Below are 26,494 nucleotides of genomic sequence, written 5' to 3'. Positions count from 1 at the left end.
GAAACATGTTTGGTCGCAAAAACCGGATCATCACAATCGCAAATCAGAAAGGCGGCGTCGGCAAAACCACGACCGCCATCAATTTGGCGACCGCATTGGCGGCTATCGGCGAACACGTTCTGATCGTTGATCTGGACCCGCAGGGCAACGCCAGCACCGGGCTCGGCATTCAACGCCGCGATCGGAACCTGTCATCCTATGAGCTGATGATGGGATCGCACGGGATCGGCGAGATCGCTCAACAGACAGCCGTTCCGAACCTCTCGATCATTCCATCGACCATGGACCTTCTCGGCGTCGAGATGGAAATTTCGCAGGAACCGGATCGTGTCTTCCGTTTACGCAAGGCCTTGGTTAGCCCCGCCGCGATGGAATATTCCTACGTGCTCGTCGATTGCCCACCATCGTTCAACTTGCTGACGATGAACGCGATGGCGGCCGCCCATTCGGTGCTTGTCCCTCTGCAGTGCGAGTTCTTCGCGCTCGAGGGTCTGAGCCAGCTGCTGGAGACAGTGGATCAGATTCGCCGAACCGTGAATCCGAGCCTGGATATCCAGGGCATCGTCCTGACCATGTTCGATTCGCGCAACAACCTGGCACAGCAGGTTGTTAGCGATGTGCGGACGCATCTCGGCGACAAGGTCTACCACACCCTGATCCCGCGCAATGTTCGCGTCTCGGAAGCGCCTTCCTATGGCAAGCCGGCCATTCTTTATGATCTGAAGTGCGCTGGCAGTCAGGCCTATCTGCAACTGGCCTCCGAAGTCATTCAACGCGAGCGCCAGCGCAAAGCGGCATAATCATTTCGGTAGCGTAATTTAACTCGGGTGACGATATGAACGACGATAGCTCGAAGAGGCGGCTTGGTCGCGGACTGGCCGCGTTGATCGGCGAGATGGATCAGCCGTTGCAAACAGGGGCAGCTGCCCCTGCCCCGGTCAATCCGGATCGGCGCGTGCCGATCGAGTTCGTATCGCGCAACCCGCGCAACCCGCGTCGTCAGTTCGACGAAGCCGAACTCCAGGATCTCGCCAATTCGATCCGTCAGCATGGTATTGTCCAGCCTGTCGTTGCTCGCACCATCGGCGTCGATCGCTACGAGATCATCGCCGGCGAGCGCCGCTGGCGTGCCGCACAACTGGCCGGGTTCACCGAAATCCCGGTTATCATTCGCGACGTCGACGATCGCACGGCGCTTGAAATCGCTATCGTCGAAAACGTCCAGCGCTCGGATCTCAATCCGCTCGACGAAGCGCTTGGCTACGAGCAGTTGATCGCAGAGCACGGCTATACGCAGAACGATCTCGGCGAGATCATCGGCAAGAGCCGAAGCCATGTCGCCAATAGCCTGCGTCTTTTGAAACTGCCGGAACCTGTTCGGGACATGTTGTCGGAAGGCGCGCTTTCGGCTGGACATGCCCGTGCACTCATTCCGACCTCGGATCCGGCTACCCTCGCCCGGACGATCATTGCCAAGGGGCTCTCGGTGCGTGACGCCGAGCGCATCGCGCAGAACGATATTCGCGCGCAGAACGATCCGAATTACGGCAAGACCGTCCGTCGCGACGAGAAGGATGCCGATACGCTAGCGCTCGAGCGCACGTTGTCGGATAGCCTCGGGCTTGAGGTTACCGTGAACCACAAGGCATCCGGTGGTCATTTGCGCATCGCCTACAAGACGCTGGATCAACTGGAAGAAATCTGCCGGCTGCTCGAGCGGCGATAAGCCACTCGTGCGTATTTTTGCTTAGGCGTATTGATGGCGCGTCTCTCCAACGAGCGGCGCGCCTAATTATTTGATATGATGAGATCTTTTGGCGTCCAGTTGAATTTCGGACGGCGAGGTCCACCCATCTCCCTCATGCAGCCTGAAGACCTGTTGGCGAAATTCGAGCACTAGGCTGCGGTAACGGGACTGGGTCGACAGAGGCAGGTCAGCGTCGCGCCGATTGCACCGCGATCGCCATCAGGTTCTGCAGCACCAGGCTTTCCTCCAGGCTCGCACGGCTGCGGCTCTGAAAGATGGTCGTCTGCAGGCGATTGAGCTCGCGGCGGATGGCCGGGCTCGACCAATGCTTCAAGGCTGCCTCGACGATCGGCTTGCGGCGAAAGTGCAGCCCACGCCCCAGCGTCGCGATCACTTGCCCCGCCTGCTGGCGGCTTGCATCCATCTCGGCGCGCATCACATCGAGCTGCTGAAACTGGCGCAGGCACGCCTGCAGCACCAGAAAGGCCGGCGTCTTGGATGTGGTGATCTTCTGCATCGCATGCAGCAATCCATCGAGGTCGCCCTTCAGCACGGCATCGACGGCATCGTCGACGGAGATGGCGCTGGCATCCCCAACGATATCGAGCACGTCTTCTTCGTCCACCGTGGACTTGCCACGGCAGTAGAGCGCAAGCTTGCGCAGCTCGTTTCGTGAGGCCAGGCGGTCGCCACCGAGCGCCTCCAGCAACCGTTGCCGTGCTGCGGTGCTGATGCCCAGCTTCTCGTCGCCGAGTTCCTTGTCGATCAGCGCCTGCAGGCTGCGCGCGTCGTCACTGTAGCAGGCGATACAGGCGACCGAACGCGCGCTCTCGCCGATCTTTCGAAGTGCGGAGCCCTTCTTGAGGTCGCCGGCTTCGACGATCACATAGCTTCCGGTCGGTGGCTCGGACGAAAGGATCTGCAACGCATCGACCAGCGGCTTTTCATTGGCTGCGCCACGGACCCAGACGAGCTTCTCTCCACCGAAGAGGCCGATCGAGTTTACTTCATCGAGCAGCCGCCCGGGCGATTGCGTCAGTTCGCTGACATCGAGCTTCAACAGGGAAAACGGATCGTCGAGCGGCACGCCGCAACGGGCGGCGATTGCAGTGGCACGCTCGGAGACGAGCCCGCGGTCGGGCCCGTAGAGGATGAAAAGCCGGTAGATTCCGGCTGACTTCTGGAGAAAGGAGTCGAACTCGTGCGACTTGACCTCGCTCATGCCGACACCCGTTAGCGGCTGAGAGCCGCGGCGATGTCGGCCCGGATCAGCTCGGCGAGTTCCTTGGCTGCGCGGTTTTCACCGTCACGAACGGCGCGCACCTTGGCAAATTCCTGGACCGGGAAGTCAACGAGAGCAACGGCGGTGCGGTTGCCGGACTTGATGGTCTCGCCCGTACCGATCTTCGTCAGATTGTAGTCCGCCTTGACGACGATACGGCCGGCGCCGGCGCGGTCCTTGGCCTGATCGTAGAGCACGCCCATCGACCGGTGGGTGACGGTGAGCGCCAGGTGATACTGCGGATTCACGGGCTCGCCCTGACCACCTGCGGCCAGGAAGATCAGCGCGTTACGCACTTCCTGCTCGACACGGTCGGTGGCTTCGGAAATCTCGATCGCCGCCAGTGCCGTCGAGGTGCCGACCGGGTCGGAATAGAGCGGCCGGACCTGGCAGCCGGCGAGCGCGGTCAACATGAGCGCGCCAGCCAGAACCGGAATCGACCGGATACGGAAACCAGCTCTATCAGACAACGACATTGACGATCCTCTGGGGCACGACGATGATTTTCTTGGGGCTGCTGCCGTTGAGCGCGGACTTGACGGCATCGAGCGCCAGGACGGCGCTTTCGATCGCACTCTGATCCGCATCGCGAGCGATTGTCAAATCGGCGCGCTTCTTGCCATTGATCTGCACCGGCATGGTGATTTCGTTCTCGACGACCAAAGCGGGGTTGAAAGCCGGCCAGCCGCGTTCCGCAATCAGGCCCTCGCCCCCGACCTCGCGCCAGCATTCCTCGGCGAGGTGCGGCATCATCGGTGCGATGAGGTTGATCAGGATCGTCGTCGCATCCTTCACAGCCCCCGCCAGGGCCGCGTCGGCCTTGCCGGCTGCTACCTGGGTCAGCGGTGCGGCAAGCGTGTTCACGAGCTCGTAGATGCGCGCCACGGCCTTGTTGAAGGCGAGCTTGTCGTAGTCGGCCTCGACCGCGCGCAGCGTCTTGTGCGCGGCTTGCGAAACAGCGAGAGCCTCGCCTTCGAGCGCCGGGGCGGCCTCGATTGCCCGCAGCTTCTCGGCCGCTTCGCTGATCAGACGCCACACGCGCTGCACGAAGCGATGCGATCCTTCGACACCGGCTTCCGACCAGATCACGTCACGATCCGGCGGCGAATCGGAGAGAACGAAGAAGCGGGCGGTATCAGCGCCATAGGAAGCGATGATGTCGTCGGGATCGACGACGTTCTTCTTCGACTTCGACATCTTCTCGATCGAGCCGATGGTGATTTCCTCACCGGTTTCGATCAGCGTCGCGCTACGGCGTCCATCGATCTCCTCGATGCGGATCTCGGCCGGCGTCACCCATTCGCGCTGGGCGCCTTCGCCGCGGCTATAGGTTTCATGCACGACCATGCCCTGCGTGAACAGGCCTTTGAACGGCTCGTCGACGGCAACATGGCCGGTGGCCTTCATCGCGCGGGTGAAGAAGCGCGAATAGAGCAGATGCAGGATGGCGTGCTCGATACCGCCGATGTACTGATCGACCGGCAGCCAGTGGTTGGCGACCTTGGGGTCGGTCGGATTGTCTTCCCAGGGTGCGGTGAAGCGCGTGAAATACCAGGACGAATCGACGAAGGTGTCCATCGTGTCGGTCTCGCGACGGGCGTCCTTGCCGCAGTGCGGGCAGGCGACGTGGCGCCACGTGGCGTGACGGTCGAGCGGATTGCCCGGCTTGTCGAAGGTAACGTCCGGCGGCAGCACGACCGGCAGGTCGGCTTTCGGAACTGGTACCACGCCGCAGTCCTCGCAATGGATGACCGGGATCGGGCAGCCCCAGTAGCGCTGGCGCGAGATGCCCCAGTCGCGCAGGCGGAAATTGACCTTGCGCTCGGCACGCGGCGCACCGTCGAGCATTTCCTTCTCGAGCTTCGAAGCAACGGTCTCGAAAGCGTCTTCCGTCGACAGGCCGTCGAGGAAGCGCGAGTTGATCATCACGCCGTCGCCGATATAGGCCTCGTCACCAATGGCGAAGGTCGCGGCATCGCCGTCCCTCGGCATGACGACGGGAACGACCGGCAGGTCATATTTGCGCGCGAAGTCGAGGTCGCGCTGGTCGCCGGAGGGGCAGCCGAAGATGGCGCCCGTGCCATAGTCCATCAGCACGAAATTGGCGACATAAACTGGCAGCTCCCAGCTCGGATCGAGCGGATGCTTGGCACGGATACCGGTGTCGATACCCTTCTTCTCTGCCGTTTCCAGCGCGGCAAGGGAGGTACCGGCGCGGCGGCATTCCTCGCAGAATGCATCGACCTCAGGGTTGCTGGCCGCCACCTGCCTTGCCAGCGGGTGATCGGCGGCGATCGCCAGGAAGGAGGCGCCGAAGAGCGTGTCCGGACGGGTGGTGTAGACGGTGAGCTCGGTTGCGTCGCCGGCGGTGCCTTCGACGATTTCCCAACGCAGCGACAGGCCCTCGGAGCGGCCGATCCAGTTCTTCTGCATCAGGCGCACCTTCTCGGGCCACTGATCCAGTGTATCGAGCGCGTCGAGCAGTTCCTGGCTGAAGTCGGTGATGCGGAAGAACCATTGCGTCAGTTCGCGCTGTTCGACCAGCGCGCCGGAGCGCCAGCCACGGCCGTCGATCACCTGCTCGTTGGCGAGCACGGTGTTGTCGACCGGGTCCCAGTTGACCTTGGACTGCTTGCGGTAGACGAGGCCCTTTTCCAGGAAGTCCAGGAACAGGTACTGCTGGCGCTGGTAATAGGCGGGGTCGCAGGTGGCGAACTCGCGGTTCCAGTCGAGCGACAGGCCCATAACCTTCAGTTGCGCCTTCATCGAGGCGATGTTCTGGTAGGTCCAGCTGGCCGGGTGCACGCCACGCTCCATTGCGGCGTTTTCGGCCGGCATCCCGAAGGCGTCCCAACCCATCGGATGCAGCACGTTGAAGCCGCGGGCGCGTTTGTAGCGCGCTACCACGTCACCCATGGTGTAGTTGCGCACGTGGCCCATGTGGATGCGGCCCGAGGGATAGGGGAACATCTCGAGCACATAGTACTTTTCGCGCGGATCGTCGTTCTCGGTCTGGAAGACCTCGTTCTTATCCCATTCCTGCTGCCAACGGGGCTCGGCATCACGCGGATTGTATCGTTCGCTAGACATGTCTTTTCGATGTTCCGGAAGTTCTGCGGCGCATAGTGGCGCCTCATGATAATTGGGGTGACCTTCACCACGAAACCGCCTGACGGTCAAGTTTTTGAAGGGTTTGCCGCGACACTTTGGCGGATTTGAGCCTGTCCATGGCGGAGCGGCCTTGGCAATCGGCTCAACTTTGCCTAAGCCGCTCGGTCAGTGGTTTGGAAATCCCGTGTCGGAGAGCAGGTCCATGGAAGTTCAAGAGCGGTTGCAGGATGTCGTGAGCCGGGTTCAGGCAGCGGAGAAGTCTGCCGGTCGCGCCAAGGGTGCCGTCACGCTGGTCGCTGTTTCCAAGACCTTCGACGCCGACGCCATCCGCCCGGTGATTGCCGCCGGGCAGCGGGTCTTCGGCGAGAACCGCGTGCAGGAAGCGCAGGGCAAGTGGCCGGAGCTGAAGGCCGAGACATCCGGTCTCGAACTGCACCTGATCGGCCCGCTGCAGTCGAACAAGGCGGCGGAAGCCGTCGCGCTGTTCGATGTCATCGAGACGGTCGATCGCGAGAAGATCGCCCGCGCGCTTGCGGCCGAAATGCAGAGGCAGGGCCGGGCGCTTAGGCTCTACGTCCAGGTCAACACCGGGCTGGAGCCGCAGAAGGCCGGCATCGCGCCGGAGGAGACCGTTGCCTTCGTGGATCTCTGCCGCAACGAGCTGGGTCTTTCGATCGAGGGACTGATGTGCATTCCGCCGGTGGAAGAAAATCCCGGCCCGCATTTTGCCCTGCTCGCGAAGCTGGCTGCTGCCTGCAAGCTCGAGAAGCTGTCGATGGGCATGTCAGGCGACTTCGAGACGGCCGTCCAGTTCGGCGCCACCGGCGTTCGCGTCGGTTCGGCCATTTTCGGCGCGCGCTGAGGTCCGTTCGTCACATACCGCTTTCGTCGGGGTTCCCCTCGTCTCTCATTAGCCTATCCTTGTGCACGAGGAGGCCGGACATGTCCGGCAATATGCGCAGGGAGGAACGGACATGGCGAGTCGCTATGCCGACGTGTACGCGGGCTGGAAATCGGACCCGCAGAGTTTCTGGTCAAATGCCGCCAATGCGATCGACTGGTTTGAAAGACCGGCACGTGCATTTGATGCGGACGCTGGCATCTATGGGCACTGGTTCGCCGAAGGCATCACCAATACCTGCTACAATTGCCTGGATCGCCATGTGGCCGCGGGCCGTGGCGAGCAAATCGCCTTCATCTATGACAGTCCCGTCACCGGGCGGGTCGAGCGCATCTCCTATGCGTCTCTGCTCGGCGATGTAGCAGCGCTTGCCGCCGTCTACCGGAAACTCGGCGTTGGCAAGGGCGACCGGATCATTATCTATATGCCGATGATCCCGCAGGCGGCGGTTGCTATGCTGGCGGCTGCGCGCATCGGCGCCGTGCATTCCGTGGTTTTCGGCGGTTTTGCCGCCAACGAGCTCGCCGTACGCATCGACGATTGCCAGGCCAAGCTCATTGTGTCCGCAAGCTGCGGCATCGAACCTGGGCGCACCGTGGCCTACAAGCCGCTGCTGGATGCGGCGCTCGACATCGCGACCCACAAGCCGGCCCATTGCCTCGTCTTCCAACGCGAGATGGCGGAAGCCGCCATGACCGAGGGACGCGACCTCGATTTCGCTGCGGCTTTGGCGGCGGCCAAGCAGGCGGGAGAAGAGGTCGGCTGTACTCCGGTCGCCTCGACCGATCCGCTCTATGTGCTCTACACGTCGGGCACGACCGGCCAGCCCAAGGGCGTGGTGCGCGACAATGGCGGCCACATGGTCGCGCTCAAATGGTCGATGGAGAATTTCTTCGGCGTGCAGCCGGGCGAAGTGTTCTGGGCTGCGTCCGATATCGGCTGGGTCGTTGGCCACTCCTATATCGTGTACGGTCCGCTCCTCAACGGCAGCACCTCGATCCTGTTCGAAGGCAAGCCGGTCGGCACGCCGGATCCAGGCACCTATTGGCGCATCATTGCCGAACACGGCGTCGTGGTGATGTTCACCGCGCCGACGGCGCTGAGAGCGATCCGCAAGGAAGATCCGGAGGCTTCCCACGTTCGCCGGTACGACCTGTCGAAATTCCGCGCGTTGTTTCTTGCCGGAGAACGGGCGGATCCCGACACGATCCAATGGGCAGAAAACGCGCTCGGCGTGCCCGTCATCGACCATTGGTGGCAGACGGAAACGGGATGGCCCGTGGCGGGAAATCCGATGGGGCTCGGGCTCCTGCCGGTAAAGTACGGTTCTCCGGCGGTTCCGCTGCCGGGATACGACGTCCAGATTCTCGACGATGCCGGACATCCGGTTGGCGCCGGTACGCTCGGCAATGTGGTGGTAAAGCTGCCGCTGCCGCCAGGCTGCCTGCCGACGCTTTGGAATGCTGACCATCGGTTCCGTGCGGCCTATCTCGACGAGTTTCCCGGCTACTACAAGACTGCCGATGCCGGCTACCTCGATGAGGATGGTTACATCTTCATCATGGCGCGGACGGACGACATCATCAACGTGGCTGGCCATCGCCTCTCCACCGGAGCGATGGAGGAGGTCTGCGCCAGCCACCCCGATGTGGCCGAATGCGCCGTGATCGGCATTGCCGACGACCTGAAAGGCCAGGTCCCGGCCGGCTTCCTCGTCATAAACTCCAATGTTTCCCGTGAAACGTCGGAGATCGAGCGCGAGGTCATCAGCCTCGTGCGCGAACGCATCGGACCTGTTGCCGCCTTCCGCCTGGCGATCTGCGTCAAGCGGCTGCCGAAGACGCGGTCGGGCAAGATCCTGCGCGCCACGATCCAGAAGATCGCTGACCGCCAGCCCTGGAAGATGCCCGCGACGATCGACGATCCAGTCATCCTCGACGAAATCACCGTTGCGCTGCAAGGGCGCGGCATCGGTGTATAACGATTGCTAAGCCGGCTCATGAATCTGCGAGGTGCATTCCGTATTAGGCGTGCACAACGGCCGCGAACCAATCGGCGAAACTGGCTGCCGCCTTCGAGCGTGTGACTTTGGTGATCAGGAAGTAGCTCTCGTCCTCCAGGGTGGCGACATCGGACAGGATCACCAGGTCACCGTTTTCGATTTCGCGGCGGAAGACTTCGACCGGGCAAAGCGCCACGCCATGGCCGGCAATGACCGCCGTCGCCAGAAGATTGAAATCCTGGAAAACCGGGCCACGCAACGTCTGCGTGGTCTCCTGCCCTGCTCTTGCCAGCCAATCGCGCCAGCGTGACGTCGTTTCGTCGTGCAGCAGATCGGCAGACGCGATTGCCTCTGGTGTCCTCAACGCGCCTTTCCGCTCGAGATAACGGGGGCTCGCAACCGGTCGATTGATGCGGGAGAACAGCCGATCGGAGCGGGTCCCCTCGCTCTTGTCGGCGCCGAGCGTGATGAGGACGTCGCAGCCGGTTTCCCGCAATTGCTGCTCGGCCATCGCGTAGACGACCTTGACGTCCACCTCGGGGTGACGCTGCAGGAATTCGCCGAGTGCCGGGATCAGCCAGCGCGTGGCGATCGAGGGTATGCAGGCAACGCTCAACTGCGCCTTGGCGTTCAGCCGCAGCAACTCCGTTTCCGCGGCGATGCGCTCGAATGACGATGTCAACACGGCGGATAGGTTCTCCGCCTCGGGCGCCAGACTGACCCCACGCTTCTCGCGCATGAAGAGCGGCCGGCCGAACCACGCCTCCAGCAGCCGGATCTGGTGACTGATGGCGGCGTGCGTCACATGCAGTTCGTCACCGGCGCGGGAGAAGCTCGCCAGACGCGCTGCGGCTTCGAAGGCACGCAGCATGCCGAGTGGGGGCAATATCATCTGTAAGTTTTCCTCATCAAATCCTTGAGGAATCGTCGTTTGATCGGCTGTCGATGTCAACGGATACTGGGCTTCCAACCGAGGCGGGAGAGAGCTTTTCAGTTGGCGGATATTAGGAATATTTACAGATGGAGGGGCCCATGTTCGTCCGCAGCCTGCAGCAAATCGAAGCAACTGATCATTTCGTCGAGTGGGGCAGCGGTACTAGCCACCGCCTGCTCACCGAGAGGGACGGTATGGGTTTCACCGTCTGCCACACGGTGGTGCGCGCCGGAACGGTATCGCTGCTCGAGTACCGCAACCATCTCGAGGCCTGCTATTGCATCGCCGGGCACGGCGAGGTCGAGGACATGCAGGGCAAGGTCTTCCCGATCAACAAGGGTGATATCTACGTGCTGGACCAGCACGACAAGCATTTCTTGCGCGGCGGCAAGGACGAAGATCTGGTCCTCGTCAGCGTCTTCAATCCGCCGCTCAAGGGGACCGAGCGCCACAACCTCGATGACCCGTCCGGTTCGGCCTACTGAGCACGTTGCTGAGCACTGATCAACAAAAAAGCCCGGATCGTCGATCCGGGCTTTTTTCATTGGGCTGGACGGCGATCAGTACTGATCGTCTTCGTCCTCGTCCTTGCGGTCCGACTTCAGCGACTTGAGCTTGGCGAAGACGGCATCGGCGTCGATTTCCTTCTCTTCCTCGCGCTCGTAGCTGAAGCCCAGCTTTTCGGTTTCCTGGGCCGATTCCAGTGTCTGGCCGAGTTCGGCAGCCGTCGGCAGCGGACGGCCCTTGGAAGCGCGTTCGACTTCGAGGTCGAGGTCGATCTGCGAGCAGAGGCCGAGGGTTACCGGATCCATCGGCGTCAGGTTGGCGGAGTTCCAGTGGGTGCGCTCACGGATCTGCTCGATCGTCGACTTGGTCGTACCGACGAGGCGCGAGATCTGCGCGTCCTTGAGTTCCGGATGGTTGCGAACCAGCCACAGAATGGCGTTCGGGCGATCCTGGCGCTTGGAAACCGGGGTGTAGCGCGGGCCCTTGCGCTTGCTATCAGGTACGCGAACCTTCGGCTCGGACAGCTTCAGCTTGTGGTTGGGGTTGCCTTCGGCGCGGGCGATCTCGTCGCGCGAAAGCTGACCGGTCGCAATCGGGTCGAGGCCCTTGATGCCCTGCGCGGATTCACCGTCGGCGATCGCCTTCACTTCGAGCGGGTGCAGCTTGCAGAACTGCGCGATCTGGTCGAAGGACAGCGCGGTATTGTCAACCAGCCAGACGGCGGTCGCCTTGGGCATAAGCAGTTGCTGAGCCATGGATATAGTCCTTTTGTCCGCCGCGCCGGTGTCGCGGGCCGTGGAGTCTACCACTGATTTCCGGGAAATGTGGGCCTCTATACCGTCGTTGTCGCGAAATTGCAATTCTTCAGTTCCAAATGTCCTTTTGTCTAATTGCGGCGGGCATTTGACCTGCTATGAATGTGCGCGAAACGGGGGAGCCCTAGGAGGGGCGAACCGCACTAGGAATGCGTAGGGAGGAAAATATGTCCGCCAAAATCTATCCGGTGTTGAAGTCTGCCAAGAGCCGGACGTTGCTTGATAACGCCACTTACCTGAAGTGGTACGAGGAGAGCGTTTCCGATCCGGCAAAGTTCTGGGGCAAGCACGGCAAACGGATCGATTGGTTCAAGCCCTATACCAAGGTCAAGAACACGTCCTTCAAAGGCAAGGTCTCGATCAAGTGGTATGAAGACGGCCTTACCAACGTCTCCTACAACTGTATCGACCGCCACCTGAAGACGCATGGCGAAAAGACTGCCATCATCTGGGAAGGCGACAATCCCTATATCGACAAGAAGATCACCTACAACCAGCTCTACGAGCAGGTCTGCCGCCTTGCCAACGTCTTGAAGAAGCATGGCGTCAAGAAGGGCGACCGCGTCACCATCTATATGCCGATGATCCCGGAAGCATCCTATGCGATGCTCGCCTGCGCCCGCATCGGCGCCATCCATTCGGTCGTCTTCGGCGGCTTCTCGCCGGACGCACTTGCTGGCCGTATCGTCGACTGTGAGTCCACCTTCGTCATCACCTGCGACGAGGGCGTGCGCGGCGGCAAGCCGGTCCCGCTCAAGGAAAACACCGATACGGCGATCGACATCGCGGCCAAGCAGCATGTCATCGTCAACAAGGTTCTGGTCGTGCGCCGCACCGGCGGCAAGACCGCCTGGGCACCGGGCCGTGACCTCTGGTACCACCAGGAAATCGCGACCGTGAAGCCGCATTGCGAGCCGGCGAAGATGAAGGCGGAAGATCCGCTGTTCATCCTCTACACCTCGGGCTCGACCGGCAAGCCGAAGGGCGTGCTGCATACGACCGGCGGCTACCTCGTCTATGCGTCGATGACGCACGAATATGTCTTCGACTACCGCGATGGCGAGGTCTACTGGTGCACCGCCGACGTCGGCTGGGTCACTGGTCACTCCTATATCGTCTATGGTCCGCTCGCGAATGCGGCGACGACCGTGATGTTCGAAGGTGTGCCGAATTTCCCGGACGCCGGGCGTTTCTGGGAAGTGGTCGACAAGCACAAGGTCAACGTCTTCTACACCGCGCCGACGGCGATCCGCTCGCTGATGGGCGCCGGCGACGACTTCGTCAAGCGCGCCTCGCGCTCGTCGCTTCGCCTGCTCGGTTCGGTCGGCGAGCCGATCAACCCGGAAGCCTGGGAGTGGTACTACAACGTCGTCGGCGAGCAGAAGTCGCCGATCGTCGATACCTGGTGGCAGACCGAGACCGGCGGAATCCTGATCACGCCGCTGCCGGGTGCGACCGATCTCAAGCCCGGTTCGGCCACGCGGCCGTTCTTCGGAGTTCAGCCGCAGCTCGTCGACAACGAAGGCAATGTTCTGGAAGGTGCTGCCGACGGCAACCTCTGCATCATCGACAGCTGGCCGGGCCAGATGCGCACGATCTACGGCGACCATGCGCGTTTCGGTCAGACTTACTTCGCCACCTACAAGGGCAAGTATTTCACCGGTGACGGCTGCCGCCGCGATGAAGACGGCTACTACTGGATCACCGGCCGCGTCGACGATGTCTTGAACGTCTCCGGCCACCGCCTCGGTACGGCCGAAGTGGAATCGGCGCTCGTGTCGCATCATCTCGTCTCGGAAGCGGCCGTCGTCGGCTATCCGCACCCGATCAAGGGCCAGGGCATCTATTGCTATGTTTCACTGATGGCTGGTGAAATCGGCAACGACGAACTGCGCGCCGCCTTGGTGAAGCATGTCCGTTCGGAAATCGGGCCGATCGCGACGCCGGACAAGATCCAGTTCGCTCCGGGCCTGCCGAAGACCCGCTCGGGCAAGATCATGCGCCGCATCCTGCGCAAGATCGCGGAGGATGACTTCGGTGCGCTCGGCGATACCTCGACGCTCGCCGATCCGGCCGTTGTCGATGATCTGATCGCGAACCGCCAGAACAAGGCCTGACGTTGAAAACCGCCGCGCGTCTCTTGGACGTGCGGCGGTTCTCCTCTCGTCGCCAGGTGGCCGTCGAACCATTTCGTGAGCCGGATTCAGATCGCGGTTGCAGGCGCGGGCGCCCGACCCGAACTTAGAAGTCGATCGCCCGACCCTTGATCTCCCAGTCGCCGTAACGGGCTGGATCTTCACCTCCGCGCCCGCCGATCTCCTGCGGCAGTTCCTTCTTGATCTCCGCCTGACGCCGTTCTTCCGCTTCCTTCAGCGCCCGCACAGCGGCGGGCGGCAGCGGCTTCTTCGGGCGGTCGGCGGCGTTGTCATTGTCGTTCTGCATCTGAACGGTATCCGGATTCGAGCATCAATATTGAAGAATTGGGTGTTTGCACCCATCATATAGGATGCCGTTCCCCGGACGGGAACCCTGATTCACGTGAAACGTAGACGACCCGGAGCCTCCTGATGAACCTTGTCCGCACCGCCATGCTGCTTGCAGTCATGACCGCCCTGTTCATGGCGGTAGGCTTCGCCATTGGCGGACGGGGCGGCATGATGATCGCCTTCGTCATGGCCGCAGGCATGAACTTCTTCTCCTACTGGAACTCGGACAAGATGGTGCTGCGCATGTACCGCGCGCAGGAGGTCGATGAGCGCAGTGCCCCGGAATATTACGGCATCGTGCGTGACCTCGCTCGCAATGCCGGCCTGCCGATGCCGCGCGTCTATGTGATCGATAGCCCGCAGCCGAACGCGTTTGCCACCGGTCGCAATCCGGAGAATGCCGCGGTCGCCGCGTCGACCGGGCTGCTTCACGCTCTCGACTATGACGAGGTCGCCGGCGTGATGGCGCATGAACTCGCGCACGTGCAGAACCGCGATACGCTGACGATGACGCTGACGGCAACCCTTGCCGGCGCGATCTCGATGCTCGGCAACTTTGCCTTCTTCTTCAGCGGCAACCGTGAAAACAACAATCCGCTCGGCTTCATCGGCACGCTTGTCGCGATGATCGTGGCGCCGATGGCGGCAATGCTGGTGCAGATGGCGATCAGCCGAACGCGCGAATACTCGGCCGACCGTCGCGGCGCCGAGATTTGCGGCAAGCCCCTGGCGCTCGCTTCGGCGCTGCAGAAGATCGCAGGCGCCGCCCATCAGATCCACAATGACGATGCCGAGCGCAACCCGGCAACGGCGCATATGTTCATCATCAATCCGCTCTCCGGCGAGCGCATGGACAACCTGTTCTCGACCCATCCGAACACCGAAAACCGCATCGCGGCCCTGCAGCAGATGGCGCAGGAGATGTCTTCGGTCTCGACGCCGCCGGTTCGTGCTGATAATCCCGTGCGCAAATCGCGCTCTGTGCCCTCTACCGGATGGGGTCGCGGTGGTTCCGAACCGCCCAAAGGTCCCTGGTCCTGATGTCTGCAGAAAACAACAACGATTCACGTCCGAAACGATCGCACCGCAACGGCGGCGCAGCGAAGTCGAAGAAGCCCGCTCCGGCGCCGCGTGGTCCGGAGAAGCCGGGGTTGAGGGCTCGTCAGGCCGCCGCGAAGATCTTGGCAGCAGTCATCGATCGCAAGACGTCGCTCGACGGCATGCTCGACAGCGAGCACGGCAACCCGGCCTATCGCGAGCTTAACGAAGCCGACCGCGCTCTGGTCCGGGCAATACTCAATTCCGCCCTTCGCCATCTCCCGCGCGTGCAGGCTGCGATCAATTCGCTGCTGCAGACGCCTCTGCCGGAGGGAGCGCGGGCGCTGGAGCATGTGCTTGCCGTGGCAGCGGCACAGATCCTCTATCTCGACGTGCCCGATCATTCCGCCGTCGATCTCGCCGTCGAACAGGCGCAGAACGATCCGCGCAACCGCCGCTTCGCCAATCTCGTGAACGCCGTGCTGCGGCGCCTGTCGCGCGAAAAGGAAGCCGTTCTCGAAAGCACGCGCCATATTCCGGCGATGCCGGAATGGTTCTTCGAGCGCCTCATTGCCCACTACGGCGCAGCGGCGGCCGAGAAGATCGCCGAGGCGCAGTTGACGCCGGCGGCAATCGATCTTTCCGTCAAATCCGAGCCTGCGGCTTGGGCCGAGCGGCTTGGTGGCACCGTCCTGCCGACCGGCTCTGTGCGGCTCGGCGCATTCTCCGGCTCCATCCCTTCCTTAGCCGGATTCGATGATGGCGGCTGGTGGGTCCAGGACGCGGCTGCATCGATCCCTGCTCGACTGTTTGGCGACCTCAAGGGCAAGCGGACCGTCGATCTCTGCGCCGCACCGGGCGGCAAGACGGCCCAACTCATTCTTGCCGGCGCCGAAGTGACGGCGCTGGACCAGTCCGGCAGCCGCTTGCGCCGGCTGAAGGGCAATCTCAAGCGGCTGGGGCTCGAGGCCGAGACCAAGGAAGTCAACATGGCGGACTTCCAGCCGGAAGCCCTGTTCGATGCGGCGCTTCTCGACGCTCCCTGCTCCTCGACCGGCACGACACGACGTCACCCTGATGTGTTGTGGACCAAGGGACCGGAAGACATCGAAAAGCTTGCCGACCTGCAGGAGCGGCTGCTTCGTCATGCGCTGACGGTGGTCAACCCCGGTGGCACCGTCGTCTTCTCGAATTGCTCCCTCGACCCGCGTGAAGGCGAAGAGGTCGTTGCCCGGGTTATCGGTTCGGGCGATAACTGTGAGCGCGTTCCTATTTCCGCAGCGGATTGGCCGGGGCTCGAGGACGCGATCACGCCGGTCGGCGAAATGCGGACGACGCCGGCCATGCTGCCGCTCGATGCACCGTTTTCGAGTGGCCTCGATGGTTTCTACGCGGCAGTGATTCGGCGCAAATAACAGCGCAAACTGAGCTTTCAGCAGCTCGAACCGGGCCTCAAGGCCCTGTTTCACCGCATCATTTGACGCTTTCGACCGGGAAGCCTATCAAAGATGGCAGGATTGATAAAAGTTTAATGGTCTTCGCGGCACCATGCGGACGCTGGCGCGAGGTCCTGGCGCGCTCCGATGATGTGAGTGATCGTGCCAGAAATGAGGTAACCGGCGGCGTTGATGTTGTTTTCCGGCAGGCGAAGGCTTTCTTACCTGTATGTGCGTGAAGGCTGGCGCCGCGTGTCGCGTCGCCTGTCGATCGGGCGCGTCTCCACTCTGCGCTTTACCGGCTCCACCCCCAATCGCCTGATCGTTGCGCCGACGGATCTGAGGGCCGTCGATCCCTTTGTCGCGGAAGAAATTCTTGCCGGGCGCTTCCCTCTTGCCGGCCGCGTGCTCGACACGGAGGGCGAGTCGCCGTTCGAGATCGATCTGCCGTCGCGCGAATTTGCGGCCCGGCTGCATTCCTTCGGCTGGCTGCGGCACCTGCGGGCGATCCGCGAGGATGCGGGTTTCGTCCGGCTGCGGCAGATCGTCGACGACTGGATCGGCACCCATGGACGCGATCTCGGCGGCATCGCCTGGGATGCGGATATCATGGCGCAGCGCATCATCGCCTGGCTGTCCCATTCGCCGGTGGTGCTGCGCAATGCCGAGCATGGCTTCTACCGCCGTTTCCTGAAGAGCCTGGCGCTGCAGGTACGCTATCTCAGGCATATCGCCGATACCGTGCGCGACGGCGAGCAGAGGCTTCGGGTGCGGCTTGCGCTTGCCATGGCGTCGGTTTCCATGCCGGCATCGCCGAGCGCCATCCGCAAGGCATCGCGCCATCTCGATCTCGAACTCGACCGCCAGATCCTGCCCGACGGCAGCCACTTCTCGCGTAGTCCGCGCGCGGGCCTAGAGCTGTTGCTGGATCTGCTGCCACTCCGCCAGACCTACGTTAATCTCGGGCATGACGTGCCGTCGCGCCTCATTCCCTGCATCGACCGGATGTACCCTGCCCTGCGCTTCTTCCGGCACCAGGGCGGCGAACTCGCGCTGTTTAATGGTGCTACCTCGGTTCTGGCGCATGAACTGGCGTCGGTGCTGCGCTATGACGAGACGGCCGGCGAACCCTTCCGCTCGCTGCCGCACGCCCACTACGAACGTATGGCCATGGAAAACACCGTTGTCATCATGGACACCGGCCGGCCGCTTTCCGTAGACCTGTCGCGCAGTGCCCATGCCGGCTGCCTGTCCTTCGAAATGTCCTCGGGCAAGACGCGCTTCGTCGTCAATTCCGGCGCCCCGAAGTTTGCCGGGGAGCGATTCCGCCAGATGGCGCGGATGACGGCTGCCCATTCGACCGTGACGGTCAACGACACGTCGTCGTCGCGCTTCTCGCAATCGCGCTTTCTCGGACCGATCATGACGTCGGGCGTCAAGCACGTGACGGCGGCCCGCAAGGACGAAGCGGGCGGGCTCGAATCGGTGACCGCAAGCCACGATGGCTATCTTGCCGCCTTCGGCCTGGTCCACGAGCGTGGCATTGGTGTTTTGAACGGCGGTCGCATGGTCCGCGGTCGCGACCGGCTGTCGCACGCCGACGGCAGCGACCCGGAGGCAAGCGATACCGCGATTGCCGTGGCGCGGTTCCACATTCACCCGGCGGTCGCCATTCGCCAGAACAGCGCCCGCGAGATCTTCCTGACGGCGCCCGATGGCGAGATCTGGCTGTTTGCCTGCCAGGATGGTGACCTTGCCGTCGAGGAGGATATCTTCTTTGCCGATCCTTCGGGTATCCGGGCCTCGCAGCAGCTGACGGTGACCTTTGCAATTGCGCAGCAGCCGGAGATCCAGTGGACGTTTTCACGCGCGAACTGAGCCTTCTGTCTTGACGACAGGCACGCCCAAGAAAGCGCCTCAAGTTTTCCGTTCGCGTTTCAGGAGCGATCGCATTGATGAATTTGGATCGATCCGATCCAGATTCATCGCGATCTTCAGGCCCGGCGAGGTTCCTTCGCCCGGCAAGCTATGCTAACGGGCAGCCATCTCAACCGCCGGAGCTTCCTCCCGGGGCGTCCGGCGCCGCCAAAGGAGCATGGTTGTGGCTGTCGCCTCCAAGAAAATCCCCGCCCCGAACGAGGTTACGGTCCGCACCGCCCTCCTCTCCGTCTCCGACAAGACGGGCGTCGTCGAACTCGCGCGCGCCCTTAACGAAAAGGGCATTCGGCTCGTTTCGACGGGCGGGACCCACAAGGCACTCTCCGAGGCTGGCCTGCCGGTGAGCGACGTTTCCGAGCTAACCGGCTTTCCCGAGGTCATGGACGGCCGCGTGAAGACGCTGCATCCGGGCGTTCACGGTGGCCTCTTGGCGATCCGTGACGATGCCGATCACGTTGCGGCCATGTCGACGCACGGCATCACCGCCATCGACCTCGCGATCATCAACCTCTATCCCTTCGAAGAGGTCAGGGCCAAGGGCGGCGACTACCCGACGACGGTCGAAAACATCGATATCGGCGGCCCGGCCATGATCCGCGCCTCGGCCAAGAACCATGCCTATGTGACGATCGTCACCGATCCGGCCGACTATCCGGTGCTGCTCGAAGAGCTTGCTTCCGGCAAGACGACCTATGCCTTCCGCCAGAAGATGGCCGCCAAGGCCTATGCCCGGACTGCCGCCTATGACGCGGCCATTTCCAACTGGTTTGCCGAAGCGCTCGACACCCCGATGCCGCGTCACCGGGTGATCGGCGGCGTACTCAAGGAAGAGATGCGCTACGGCGAGAACCCGCACCAGAAGGCAGGCTTCTACCTGACGGGCGAGAACCGCCCGGGTGTCGCCACGGCGACGCTGCTGCAAGGCAAGCAGCTCTCCTACAACAACATCAACGACACGGATGCCGCCTTCGAGCTGGTGGCCGAGTTCCTGCCGGAGAAGGCACCGGCGGTCGCGATCATCAAGCATGCCAACCCTTGCGGCGTCGCGACCGCGCCAACGCTTGCCGAAGCCTATCGCCGGGCGCTTGCCTGCGATTCCACCTCGGCTTTCGGCGGCATCATCGCGCTCAACCAGGAGCTCGATGCGGAGACGGCCGAAGAGATCGTCAAGCTCTTCACCGAAGTGATCATCGCGCCTTCGGTCAGCGATGCGGCCAAGGCCGTGATTGCCCGCAAGCCGAACCTGCGTCTGCTTGCGACCGGTGGCCTGCCGGATCCGCGCATTCCGGGTCTTGCCGCAAAGACCGTCTCGGGCGGCCTGCTCGTGCAGACGCGCGACAACGGCATGGTGGAGGATCTCGAACTCAAGGTCGTCACCAAGCGCGCGCCGACGCCCCAGGAACTCGAAGACATGAAGTTCGCCTTCAAGGTGGCCAAGCACGTGAAGTCGAATGCGATCGTTTATGCCAAGGACGGCCAGACGGCCGGCATCGGCGCCGGCCAGATGAGCCGTGTCGATTCCGCCCGCATCGCCGCGATCAAGGCCGAAGAAGCCGCAAAAGCGCTGGGCCTTGCAACGCCGCTCACCAAGGGTTCGGCCGTTGCCTCCGAAGCCTTCCTGCCGTTTGCCGACGGCCTGCTCTCGGCGATCGCCGCGGGTGCTACGGCCGTCATCCAGCCGGGCGGCTCCATGCGTGACGAAGAGGTGATTGCGGCTGCGAACGAGCATGGCGTCGCCATGGTCTTCACTGGCATGCGCCACTTCCGCCACTAAGATCGTCGGGCGGGCGCTGGGCGTCTGTCCGGAATTGGCCGCTAAGGCCCAACAGTCAGAAGCCGTCGCTTCCCCAGGATGCGGCGGCTTTTTTGCGACCGTCATCGGCCGGATAGGGCGTGCGCAGAAGGATCAGCAGGCCGATCACCAGAAAAGCAATCAGCGCCATCATGCCGATCCGTGCCGAGCCGGTGGCAAGCGTGATCGTGGCAACGGATGCGGGGGCGAGGAACGAGGTGGCCCGGCCGGACAGCGCATAGAGGCCGAAGTAGCGACCGGCCTCGTCGAGGCTGACGCTGCGGGCGAGGTAGGAGCGCGACGAGGCCTGAACGGGGCCGAAGGCGACACCGACGAGCAGGCCGTAGAGAATGTAGGCCTTTTCGGCGGCCGTGCCGAACAGGCCGCCGGTATCTTCCATCGACAGCGGCAGCAGCCCGAACAGCGTGAAGCCGGGGCCTGTCGAGACGATGCCGATCGTGGCAATCGTCAGGCAGATCAGGCTGGCGGTGACGATCACCTTGGAGCCAAGGTGCGCATCCAGCCAGCTGGCGCAGAGGCAGCCGCCGATCGCGACGACGTTGAGAATGATGCCGTAGACGCCGAGCTCCAGGGTCTGCCAGGCGAACATCGCGGCCGCGAAGGTGCCGCCGAGTGCCAGCAGACCATTGACGCCGTCCTGGAAGACCATGCGCGCGATCAGGAAGCGCAGGATCCCACGCCTTTCCCGAAGCTCGACGAGCGTGCCCTTGAGCTCCCTGAGGCCAGTGACGGTTGCCTTGCCGAGCGACATTGCCGCCTTGGTGGCATCGGGCGTGAACAGGAACATCGGCAGGATAAAGACGAGGTACCAGACGGCGGAGATCGGGCCGGTGATGCGTGCATCCTCCCCCTTTGCCGGATCCAGGCCAAACAGAGGGTCGATGCCAAGCGCCGTCTTGCCGGTCTCAGGACTTCCGGCAAGCAAGGCCACGACGGCGACCAGCACGATCATGCCGCCGAGATAGCCGAGCCCCCAGGCGATGTTGGAAATGCGCCCCACGTCCTTCTCCGGCGCCAGACGGGGCATCATCGAATCGTTGAAGACGATCGAGAACTCGGCCGCGACCGTCGCGAGGATCATGAAGATCGCCGGATAGAGGATCGGCGAGCCGGGGGCTGCGAACCAGAGCATAGCCAGCGATGCGATCTTGATGACGGCGAAGAAGGCGATCCAGGGTTTGCGCGGCCCGGTGGCGTCGGCGATCGAGCCGAGCACCGGCGAAAGAACCGCGATGATGATGCCCGAAACCGTGAGCGTGTAGCCCCACATCGCCTGGCCGACCGCATGGTCCTCCGTCAGCCGCGATACGAAATAGGGGCCGAAGATGAAGGTCGTGATGACGGTGAAGAAGGGCTGCGCGGCCCAGTCGAACAGCATCCAGCCGCCGATGCCCGCACGGGACGTGCGTGGCTGGTCTTCAGTCCCCCCGGCCGAAATCTGCAAAGTCCCCTCCCGAAACGACTGCGCCACGCGTCCCCTCGAACGCGCGGCGCAGCCTATCTTCAATTGAACCGATTCCAAAAGGTCTGGAACCGGACGCGGGCGAAAAAACTGCCCGCATCCTCTTTGGTACCGTTACTTGGCCCTTCCGCGTGCCAGGTCGTTGAGGAGACCTGCAGCGACGGTGATCTTGGCAAGCGTCGTTTCACCCTTCTCGGTCAGAAGGCGCAGCTGGCCAGTCGCCTGGGCGACACGGACGCGCTCGCTTTCTTCCCAGGCCGCAACCGGGTTGCGCTCCTTCTTCTGCTCGCGCAGGGCTGCCGCGGTGATATCCCGGCGTGCCGCCGCGATATCGGATACGGCGCGTGACAGAGCCATGGCCTCGAACTGCTCGGTTGCCGGAACGCGATCGGATGCCGCCAGCAGACGGTTGATGCGAAGCGTGTCGGTGACGGCGAAATAACCTTGCGCCGTGCGGCTCAGCGTCTCGCCGGTTTCTGCGGCAATCTGCATGATCTCGGGCACCAGCGTCATCAGCGCCAGTTCCGAGATTTCCTCGGCGAGCTTGGCGGGAACGCCACCCTCGACGAAGGCTGCCGTCTTCAACCGGGCTTCTTCGGCGCTCTCGCCGGACACTGCAGTGCGCATGGTCGCACGCAGCTTCTGCAGGCCGTCGCCGAGGCGCGATACGGCCTCGGAGACCGAGCCGGTCGCCGCATGGGTGCGCAGCGCCCGCTCGGTGACGAGCGTGAAGATGCGGCCGACTTCCTGGTAGAGGATGTTCTGCAGGCCGCCGCTGATCTTGTTGTCGAGCGCGTCGATCTCGTCATAGATCCGCGGCAGGTCGAAGCCGTCGAGCGCCAGCACCGCCGCCTTGACGACGTCGGCCGAGAGGAAGCCGGTGGCGTCCGTCAGGGTCGAGACAAAGGCCGGACCACCGCGGTTGATGACCTCGTTGGCGAGGATCGTCGCGATGATTTCGCGGCGCAGGCGGTGACCGTGGATATCGCCGGCATAGGCCTTGCGCATCTTGCCCGGGAAGTAACGCTCGAGCGTCGCCGTGAAGTACGGATCGTCGGGCAGCTCGCTCGCAATCAGCTCATCGAAGAGAACGAGCTTGGAGTAGGAGAGCAGCACGCCGATCTCCGGGCGGGTCAATGGCTTGCCCGCCTGGTAACGCTCGGTCATGGCCTGGTCGGTCGGCAGCGTCTCGACCTTGCGGTTGAGATGGCCGTCGGCCTCCAGCCGGGTCATGAGCCGGCCGAGCGTCGTGCGGTTGCCGAGCCCTTGCATGGCGGTCAGAGAGATCGCCAGCGACTGCTCGTAGTTGTTGCGCAGCACTAGGTGGCCCACTTCCTCGGTCATCGAGGCGAGCAGCGTGTTGCGCTTCGGACGGGTCAGGCGACCATCGCGCATGGCGGAAGCCAGCGCGATCTTGATGTTGACCTCGACGTCGGAGGAGTTGACGCCCGCCGAATTGTCGATGGCATCCGAGTTGCAGCGGCCGCCATTGAGGCCGAAGCCGATGCGGCCCTTCTGGGTGACGCCGAGGTTGGCGCCCTCGCCGATGACGCGGGCGCGGACCTCTTCGGCTGCCACGCGAATGGCGTCGTTGGCGCGATCGCCAACTTCGGCGTCCGTTTCGTTGCTGCCGCGCACATAGGTGCCGATACCGCCGAACCAGAGCAGGTCGACCTGGCTCTTCAGGATCGCGTTCATGATCTCGAAGGGCGTTGCCTTCTGCTTGTCGAGGCCGATGGCGGCCATCGCCTCAGGCGTCAACGTCACCGACTTCTCGGCACGCGAGATGATCATCGCGCCGTTCGAAAGCGTCTTGCGGTCATAGTCCTGCCAGCTCGAACGCGGCAGGTCGAACATGCGCTTGCGCTCGGCAAAGGACCCATCGATATCCGGATTCGGATCGATGAAGATATCGCGATGATCGAAGGCTGCGATGAGGCGGATCTTCTCGGACAGAAGCATGCCGTTGCCGAAGACGTCGCCCGACATGTCGCCAACGCCAGCAACGGTGAAGGGCGTCGTCTGGATGTCGGTGTCCATCTCACGGAAGTGCCGCTTGACGGTCTCCCAGGCGCCGCGGGCGGTGATGCCCATCTTCTTGTGGTCGTAGCCGGCGGAACCGCCCGATGCGAAGGCGTCGTCGAGCCAGAAGCCCGCTTCCTGTGCAAGGCCGTTGGCCGTGTCGGAGAAGGTCGCGGTGCCCTTGTCGGCAGCAACGACGAAGTAAGGGTCGTCGCCGTCATGGCGCTGCGTGTCGGCCGGCGGTACGACATCCTGGCCGACGATGTTGTCGGTGACCGACAGCAGCGTGCGGATGAAGGTCTTGTAAGCTTCGGTGCCGGCCTTGAAGATTTCGTCGCGGGTGCCGCCCACCGGAAGCAGCTTCGGATAGAAGCCGCCCTTGGCGCCGACGGGCACGATAACGGCGTTCTTGACCTGCTGCGCCTTCACCAGACCGAGCACTTCCGTGCGGTAGTCCTGGGCGCGGTCCGACCAGCGAAGGCCGCCGCGGGCGACCTTGCCGAAGCGCAGGTGCACGCCTTCGACCTCGGTGCCGTAGACGAAGATTTCGCGGAACGGATGCGGTTCCGGCAGACCGTCGAGCTGCTTCGGGTCCAGCTTGAAGGCGAGGACTGCGCGCGGTTTTCCGTCGGCGTCATGCTGGAAGTAGTTGGTCCGGAGCGTCGCTTCGATCGCGTTGACGTAGCGTCGCAGAATCCGGTCCTCGTCGAGGCTCGGAACGGCCGAGAGCGCGTCCTCGATCGCCGACAGCAGCGCGTTGCACTTCTTGGCGCGCGGCTTTTCCTCGAGCTTCGGATCCATGCGGGTCACGAACAGCTTGAAGATATCGGCGGCAATCGCCGGATACTTGTTCAGCGTGTCGGCGATATAGCCCTGAGAGTAGGTGATGCCGGCCTGTCGCAGATAGCGGGCATAGGCGCGCAGCACCGTCACTTCGCGGGCGTTGAGGCCCGCAAGCAGGATCAGCCGGTTGAAGTTGTCGTCCTCGATCGCGCCGTTCCAGGCGGCCAGGAACGCCTCTTCCAGCGCCGGGCCGGATTTTTCGAGATTCAGCGCAAGGCCATCGCGATGGATCAGCTCCATGTCGTGCAGCACGACCTTGCGCTTCTCTTCGCCATGGGCATTGACGCCGATGTCGTAGGTCTGTTCGCTGATGACCCGGAAGCCCAGGTTTTCAAGCAAAGGTACGCGGCGCGAAAGCGACACTGGTTCGCTGGCGTGGAAGATCTTGAGCTCGGCCGTGTCCGGCCGCGAGACGGCGCGGGGATAGTGGTAGAACTCGATGCGGATCGGATCCGGGCCCTTGCAGGCGGCGATGTCGGCCAGATCGGCATAGGCTTCAGCCGGCGTGAAGAACGACTGGTAGGCATTGTCGACATCGAGCTCGATGCCGTCCTTGCGGGCAAGCAGGTCGAACCGGTCGATCCAGCGGGTGACGATGCCGCGAACGGCTTCTTCGAGCTTGGCCTGCGGAATGCGCGGCGTCTTGCCGGCGGAGCGGCCGATGATGAAGTGGACGCGGGCAAGGCCCCCTTCCGGGAAGGCCGGGTAGTAGGCGGAGACGCGACCGTCATAGACCGTCTTCAGGTAGTCGCCGATCTTTTCGCGCACATCCGAATCGTACTGTTCGCGCGGCACGAAGACGATCACCGAGACGAAGCGGTCGAAATGGTCGATGCGTGGCAGCACGCGGATGCGCGGCCGGTCGCCGAGTTCGTTGATCTGTTCGCAGAAAGCGGCGAGCAGGCCGACATCGATCTGGAAGAGATCGTCGCGCGGATAGGATTCGAGCGTGTTGTCGAGCATCTTGCCGGAATGGCTCTGCGGATCGTAGCCGAAGTGATCGACGATCTTTTCGATCTTGTGGCGCAGCAGCGGGATCTCGGCCGCCTGGCGGGTATAGGCCGAGGAGGTGAAGAGGCCGACGATGCGCAGTTCTCCGGCGACATTGCCGTCGGCGTCGAAGCGCTTGACACCGATATAATCCATATAGGCGCGGCGATGGACGACCGATTTGACGTTGGCCTTGGTGACGATCAGGAAATCCGGGCTTTCGAGGAAGGCGAGAATTTCAGGCGTAGTCAGCACCGCGTCCTTGCCCTGGCGCAGCACGCGCACATCGGGATTGGAGAGCATGCCGAGGCCCCTGCCCTTGCCGCGCTCGACCATCGCCTTTCCGCCCTTGCCGGAATAGGTGTATTCGCGCATGCCGAGGAAGGTGAAGTTGTTGTCACGCAGCCAGCGGAGGAAGGCGAGCGCCTCGTCGCGGTCGCTCTTCTTGCGCGAGGCGTTATAGGCCTCCAGCTCCTGCATCGCATGATCGAGCAGCGCGGTCATCGCTGGCCAGTCGTGCACAGCCTGGTGCACCTGCTCCAGCACGTCGCGAATGCGGTTGCTGAGCTGTTCGGCCTCGACCGGCGCGAGCTTCGTCAGATGGATCTGGATATGGCTGACGCGGTGCGACGGATCGCTTTCCTCTTCGGGATCGAAGAGCTTTGCCGGCTTGCCCGGTTCCTTGACCAGGATGGGGTGGATCGCGAGGTGAATGTCACGGTGCGTGCTGGTGATTTCCCCCATGACCGAATCATAGAGGAACGGCATGTTGCGTTCGGTGACCGCGATGATCGACACCTCGGTGCCGCCAGGTGCTACACCGGCGACGGATTCGACGGAAACCTGCGGCTTGCCGCCATCCCAGCGGGCGAGTTCCTGATAGGCATGGGCGGCCGTCAGCGCCAGCATGTCCGCCGAATAGAGATCGAGGTCATCGTTGCTGGCCCCACCGAAGAGGATCTCCGGCGCCAGCGCCTCGACGCCCAGTTTGATGGCGGCCGCCTTCGCTGCGTCGATGTGTCTGTCCCGCTTCGGATTGTATTTCACGCCCATGAAGTCTCTCCCATTCATGATAGGCCAAACCCTATCAGAACCATGGCTAATGGCGACCGCTTTTTACGCTGATTTCGGCAAAATCGAGCCCAAAATCGGAGAATTTCACGTGAA

At 62.9% G+C, this 26,494-nt stretch carries 18 protein-coding genes; 10 read left to right on the top strand and 8 right to left on the bottom strand.

The genetic code is table 11. The features are described 5' to 3' along the window. Positions 1–5 precede the first annotated feature (5 nt). Positions 6–800 (top strand): ParA family protein, encoded by a 795-nt coding sequence (locus tag FA04_RS17710; RefSeq protein ID WP_034800145.1) that lies wholly within the window; start codon positions 6–8, stop codon positions 798–800. Between the two features lie 35 nt (positions 801–835). Beyond that, a complete protein-coding gene (locus FA04_RS17705; RefSeq protein ID WP_034800146.1) occupies positions 836–1,726 on the top strand; it encodes a ParB/RepB/Spo0J family partition protein in 891 nt (296 codons plus the stop codon). A gap of 208 nt (positions 1,727–1,934) precedes the next feature. Here FA04_RS17705 and holA read toward each other — a convergent pair whose 3' ends face one another. From holA to leuS, 3 genes are read right to left on the bottom strand one after another with little or no spacing between them, the layout of a single operon-like run. Continuing rightward, complete coding sequence (gene holA / locus FA04_RS17700) at positions 1,935–2,969, bottom strand: DNA polymerase III subunit delta (RefSeq protein WP_034800147.1); 1,035 nt, start codon at positions 2,967–2,969, stop codon at positions 1,935–1,937. 11 nt (positions 2,970–2,980) lie between these two features. After that, positions 2,981–3,505, bottom strand: a complete 525-nt coding sequence (gene lptE / locus FA04_RS17695) for an LPS assembly lipoprotein LptE (protein ID WP_034800148.1) — start codon at positions 3,503–3,505, stop codon at positions 2,981–2,983. Then, positions 3,492–6,119, bottom strand: coding sequence for a leucine--tRNA ligase (leuS, locus tag FA04_RS17690; RefSeq protein WP_034800149.1), 2,628 nt, complete (start codon positions 6,117–6,119; stop codon positions 3,492–3,494). The genes lptE and leuS overlap by 14 nt, the downstream gene beginning before the upstream one ends. Positions 6,120–6,342: 223 nt before the next feature. Between leuS and FA04_RS17685 the strand changes: the two genes are divergently transcribed. Then, a complete protein-coding gene (locus FA04_RS17685; RefSeq protein ID WP_034800150.1) occupies positions 6,343–7,002 on the top strand; it encodes a YggS family pyridoxal phosphate-dependent enzyme in 660 nt (219 codons plus the stop codon). Between the two features lie 112 nt (positions 7,003–7,114). After that, complete coding sequence (locus FA04_RS17680) at positions 7,115–9,022, top strand: propionyl-CoA synthetase (protein ID WP_034800151.1); 1,908 nt, start codon at positions 7,115–7,117, stop codon at positions 9,020–9,022. 43 nt (positions 9,023–9,065) lie between these two features. Here the strand turns inward: FA04_RS17680 and FA04_RS17675 are convergent, their stop codons facing one another. After that, positions 9,066–9,935: a LysR substrate-binding domain-containing protein gene (locus tag FA04_RS17675; RefSeq protein ID WP_418235957.1), complete on the bottom strand. Its 870-nt coding sequence runs from the start codon at positions 9,933–9,935 to the stop codon at positions 9,066–9,068. A gap of 140 nt (positions 9,936–10,075) precedes the next feature. Between FA04_RS17675 and FA04_RS17670 the strand changes: the two genes are divergently transcribed. After that, the gene (locus FA04_RS17670; RefSeq protein ID WP_034800152.1) at positions 10,076–10,462 is read left to right on the top strand and encodes an ectoine synthase; all 387 of its coding nucleotides are present in this window, start codon (positions 10,076–10,078) and stop codon (positions 10,460–10,462) included. Positions 10,463–10,537: 75 nt separating this feature from the next. On the opposite strand, the gene FA04_RS17665 is transcribed toward FA04_RS17670, so the two are convergent. Beyond that, complete coding sequence (locus tag FA04_RS17665; protein WP_034800153.1) at positions 10,538–11,239, bottom strand: DUF1013 domain-containing protein; 702 nt, start codon at positions 11,237–11,239, stop codon at positions 10,538–10,540. 227 nt (positions 11,240–11,466) lie between these two features. Here FA04_RS17665 and acs point away from each other — a divergent pair, with 227 nt between their 5' ends. Continuing rightward, positions 11,467–13,416: an acetate--CoA ligase gene (gene acs, locus FA04_RS17660; protein ID WP_034800154.1), complete on the top strand. Its 1,950-nt coding sequence runs from the start codon at positions 11,467–11,469 to the stop codon at positions 13,414–13,416. A 124-nt stretch (positions 13,417–13,540) separates the two neighbouring features. On the opposite strand, the gene FA04_RS17655 is transcribed toward acs, so the two are convergent. Then, on the bottom strand, positions 13,541–13,741 hold the full coding sequence (locus tag FA04_RS17655; protein ID WP_034800155.1) for a DUF1674 domain-containing protein: 201 nt from the start codon (positions 13,739–13,741) through the stop codon (positions 13,541–13,543). Positions 13,742–13,866: 125 nt separating this feature from the next. Between FA04_RS17655 and htpX the strand changes: the two genes are divergently transcribed. The 4 genes from htpX (at position 13,867) to purH (ending at position 19,971) form a co-directional block, all read left to right on the top strand. Continuing rightward, entirely contained in the window at positions 13,867–14,826 is a 960-nt protein-coding gene (gene htpX, locus FA04_RS17650) for a zinc metalloprotease HtpX (protein WP_034800156.1), read from the top strand. After that, positions 14,826–16,238 (top strand): RsmB/NOP family class I SAM-dependent RNA methyltransferase, encoded by a 1,413-nt coding sequence (locus tag FA04_RS17645; RefSeq protein ID WP_034800158.1) that lies wholly within the window; start codon positions 14,826–14,828, stop codon positions 16,236–16,238. The genes htpX and FA04_RS17645 overlap by 1 nt, the downstream gene beginning before the upstream one ends. 213 nt (positions 16,239–16,451) lie before the next feature. Then, complete coding sequence (locus tag FA04_RS17640) at positions 16,452–18,137, top strand: heparinase II/III family protein (protein WP_034800159.1); 1,686 nt, start codon at positions 16,452–16,454, stop codon at positions 18,135–18,137. Between the two features lie 223 nt (positions 18,138–18,360). Continuing rightward, the gene (purH, locus tag FA04_RS17635) at positions 18,361–19,971 is read left to right on the top strand and encodes a bifunctional phosphoribosylaminoimidazolecarboxamide formyltransferase/IMP cyclohydrolase (protein WP_034800161.1); all 1,611 of its coding nucleotides are present in this window, start codon (positions 18,361–18,363) and stop codon (positions 19,969–19,971) included. 55 nt (positions 19,972–20,026) lie between these two features. Here purH and FA04_RS17630 read toward each other — a convergent pair whose 3' ends face one another. After that, the gene (locus tag FA04_RS17630; protein ID WP_034800163.1) at positions 20,027–21,454 is read right to left on the bottom strand and encodes an MFS transporter; all 1,428 of its coding nucleotides are present in this window, start codon (positions 21,452–21,454) and stop codon (positions 20,027–20,029) included. A gap of 132 nt (positions 21,455–21,586) precedes the next feature. Beyond that, complete coding sequence (locus FA04_RS17625) at positions 21,587–26,380, bottom strand: NAD-glutamate dehydrogenase (RefSeq protein ID WP_034800165.1); 4,794 nt, start codon at positions 26,378–26,380, stop codon at positions 21,587–21,589. Positions 26,381–26,494: the final 114 nt, after the last annotated feature.

The organism is Ensifer adhaerens (assembly GCF_000697965.2).
GTDB classification, from domain to species: Bacteria; Pseudomonadota; Alphaproteobacteria; order Rhizobiales; family Rhizobiaceae; genus Ensifer; species Ensifer adhaerens.
Note: the sequence above shows the minus strand (reverse complement) of the source record. Positions and strands in the feature narration are given on the sequence as shown.

Excerpts from the sequence above, each read along its gene's own strand:
- FA04_RS17710 (WP_034800145.1), top strand. The coding sequence starts at position 6 with ATGTTTGGTCGCAAAAACCGGATCATCACAATCGCAAATCAGAAAGGC.
- FA04_RS17705 (WP_034800146.1), top strand. The coding sequence starts at position 836 with ATGAACGACGATAGCTCGAAGAGGCGGCTTGGTCGCGGACTGGCCGCG.
- holA (WP_034800147.1), bottom strand. The coding sequence starts at position 2,969 with ATGAGCGAGGTCAAGTCGCACGAGTTCGACTCCTTTCTCCAGAAGTCA.
- lptE (WP_034800148.1), bottom strand. The coding sequence starts at position 3,505 with ATGTCGTTGTCTGATAGAGCTGGTTTCCGTATCCGGTCGATTCCGGTT.
- leuS (WP_034800149.1), bottom strand. The coding sequence starts at position 6,119 with ATGTCTAGCGAACGATACAATCCGCGTGATGCCGAGCCCCGTTGGCAG.
- FA04_RS17685 (WP_034800150.1), top strand. The coding sequence starts at position 6,343 with ATGGAAGTTCAAGAGCGGTTGCAGGATGTCGTGAGCCGGGTTCAGGCA.
- FA04_RS17680 (WP_034800151.1), top strand. The coding sequence starts at position 7,115 with ATGGCGAGTCGCTATGCCGACGTGTACGCGGGCTGGAAATCGGACCCG.
- FA04_RS17675 (WP_418235957.1), bottom strand. The coding sequence starts at position 9,935 with ATGATATTGCCCCCACTCGGCATGCTGCGTGCCTTCGAAGCCGCAGCG.
- FA04_RS17670 (WP_034800152.1), top strand. The coding sequence starts at position 10,076 with ATGTTCGTCCGCAGCCTGCAGCAAATCGAAGCAACTGATCATTTCGTC.
- FA04_RS17665 (WP_034800153.1), bottom strand. The coding sequence starts at position 11,239 with ATGGCTCAGCAACTGCTTATGCCCAAGGCGACCGCCGTCTGGCTGGTT.
- acs (WP_034800154.1), top strand. The coding sequence starts at position 11,467 with ATGTCCGCCAAAATCTATCCGGTGTTGAAGTCTGCCAAGAGCCGGACG.
- FA04_RS17655 (WP_034800155.1), bottom strand. The coding sequence starts at position 13,741 with ATGCAGAACGACAATGACAACGCCGCCGACCGCCCGAAGAAGCCGCTG.
- htpX (WP_034800156.1), top strand. The coding sequence starts at position 13,867 with ATGAACCTTGTCCGCACCGCCATGCTGCTTGCAGTCATGACCGCCCTG.
- FA04_RS17645 (WP_034800158.1), top strand. The coding sequence starts at position 14,826 with ATGTCTGCAGAAAACAACAACGATTCACGTCCGAAACGATCGCACCGC.
- FA04_RS17640 (WP_034800159.1), top strand. The coding sequence starts at position 16,452 with ATGTTGTTTTCCGGCAGGCGAAGGCTTTCTTACCTGTATGTGCGTGAA.
- FA04_RS17625 (WP_034800165.1), bottom strand. The coding sequence starts at position 26,380 with ATGGGCGTGAAATACAATCCGAAGCGGGACAGACACATCGACGCAGCG.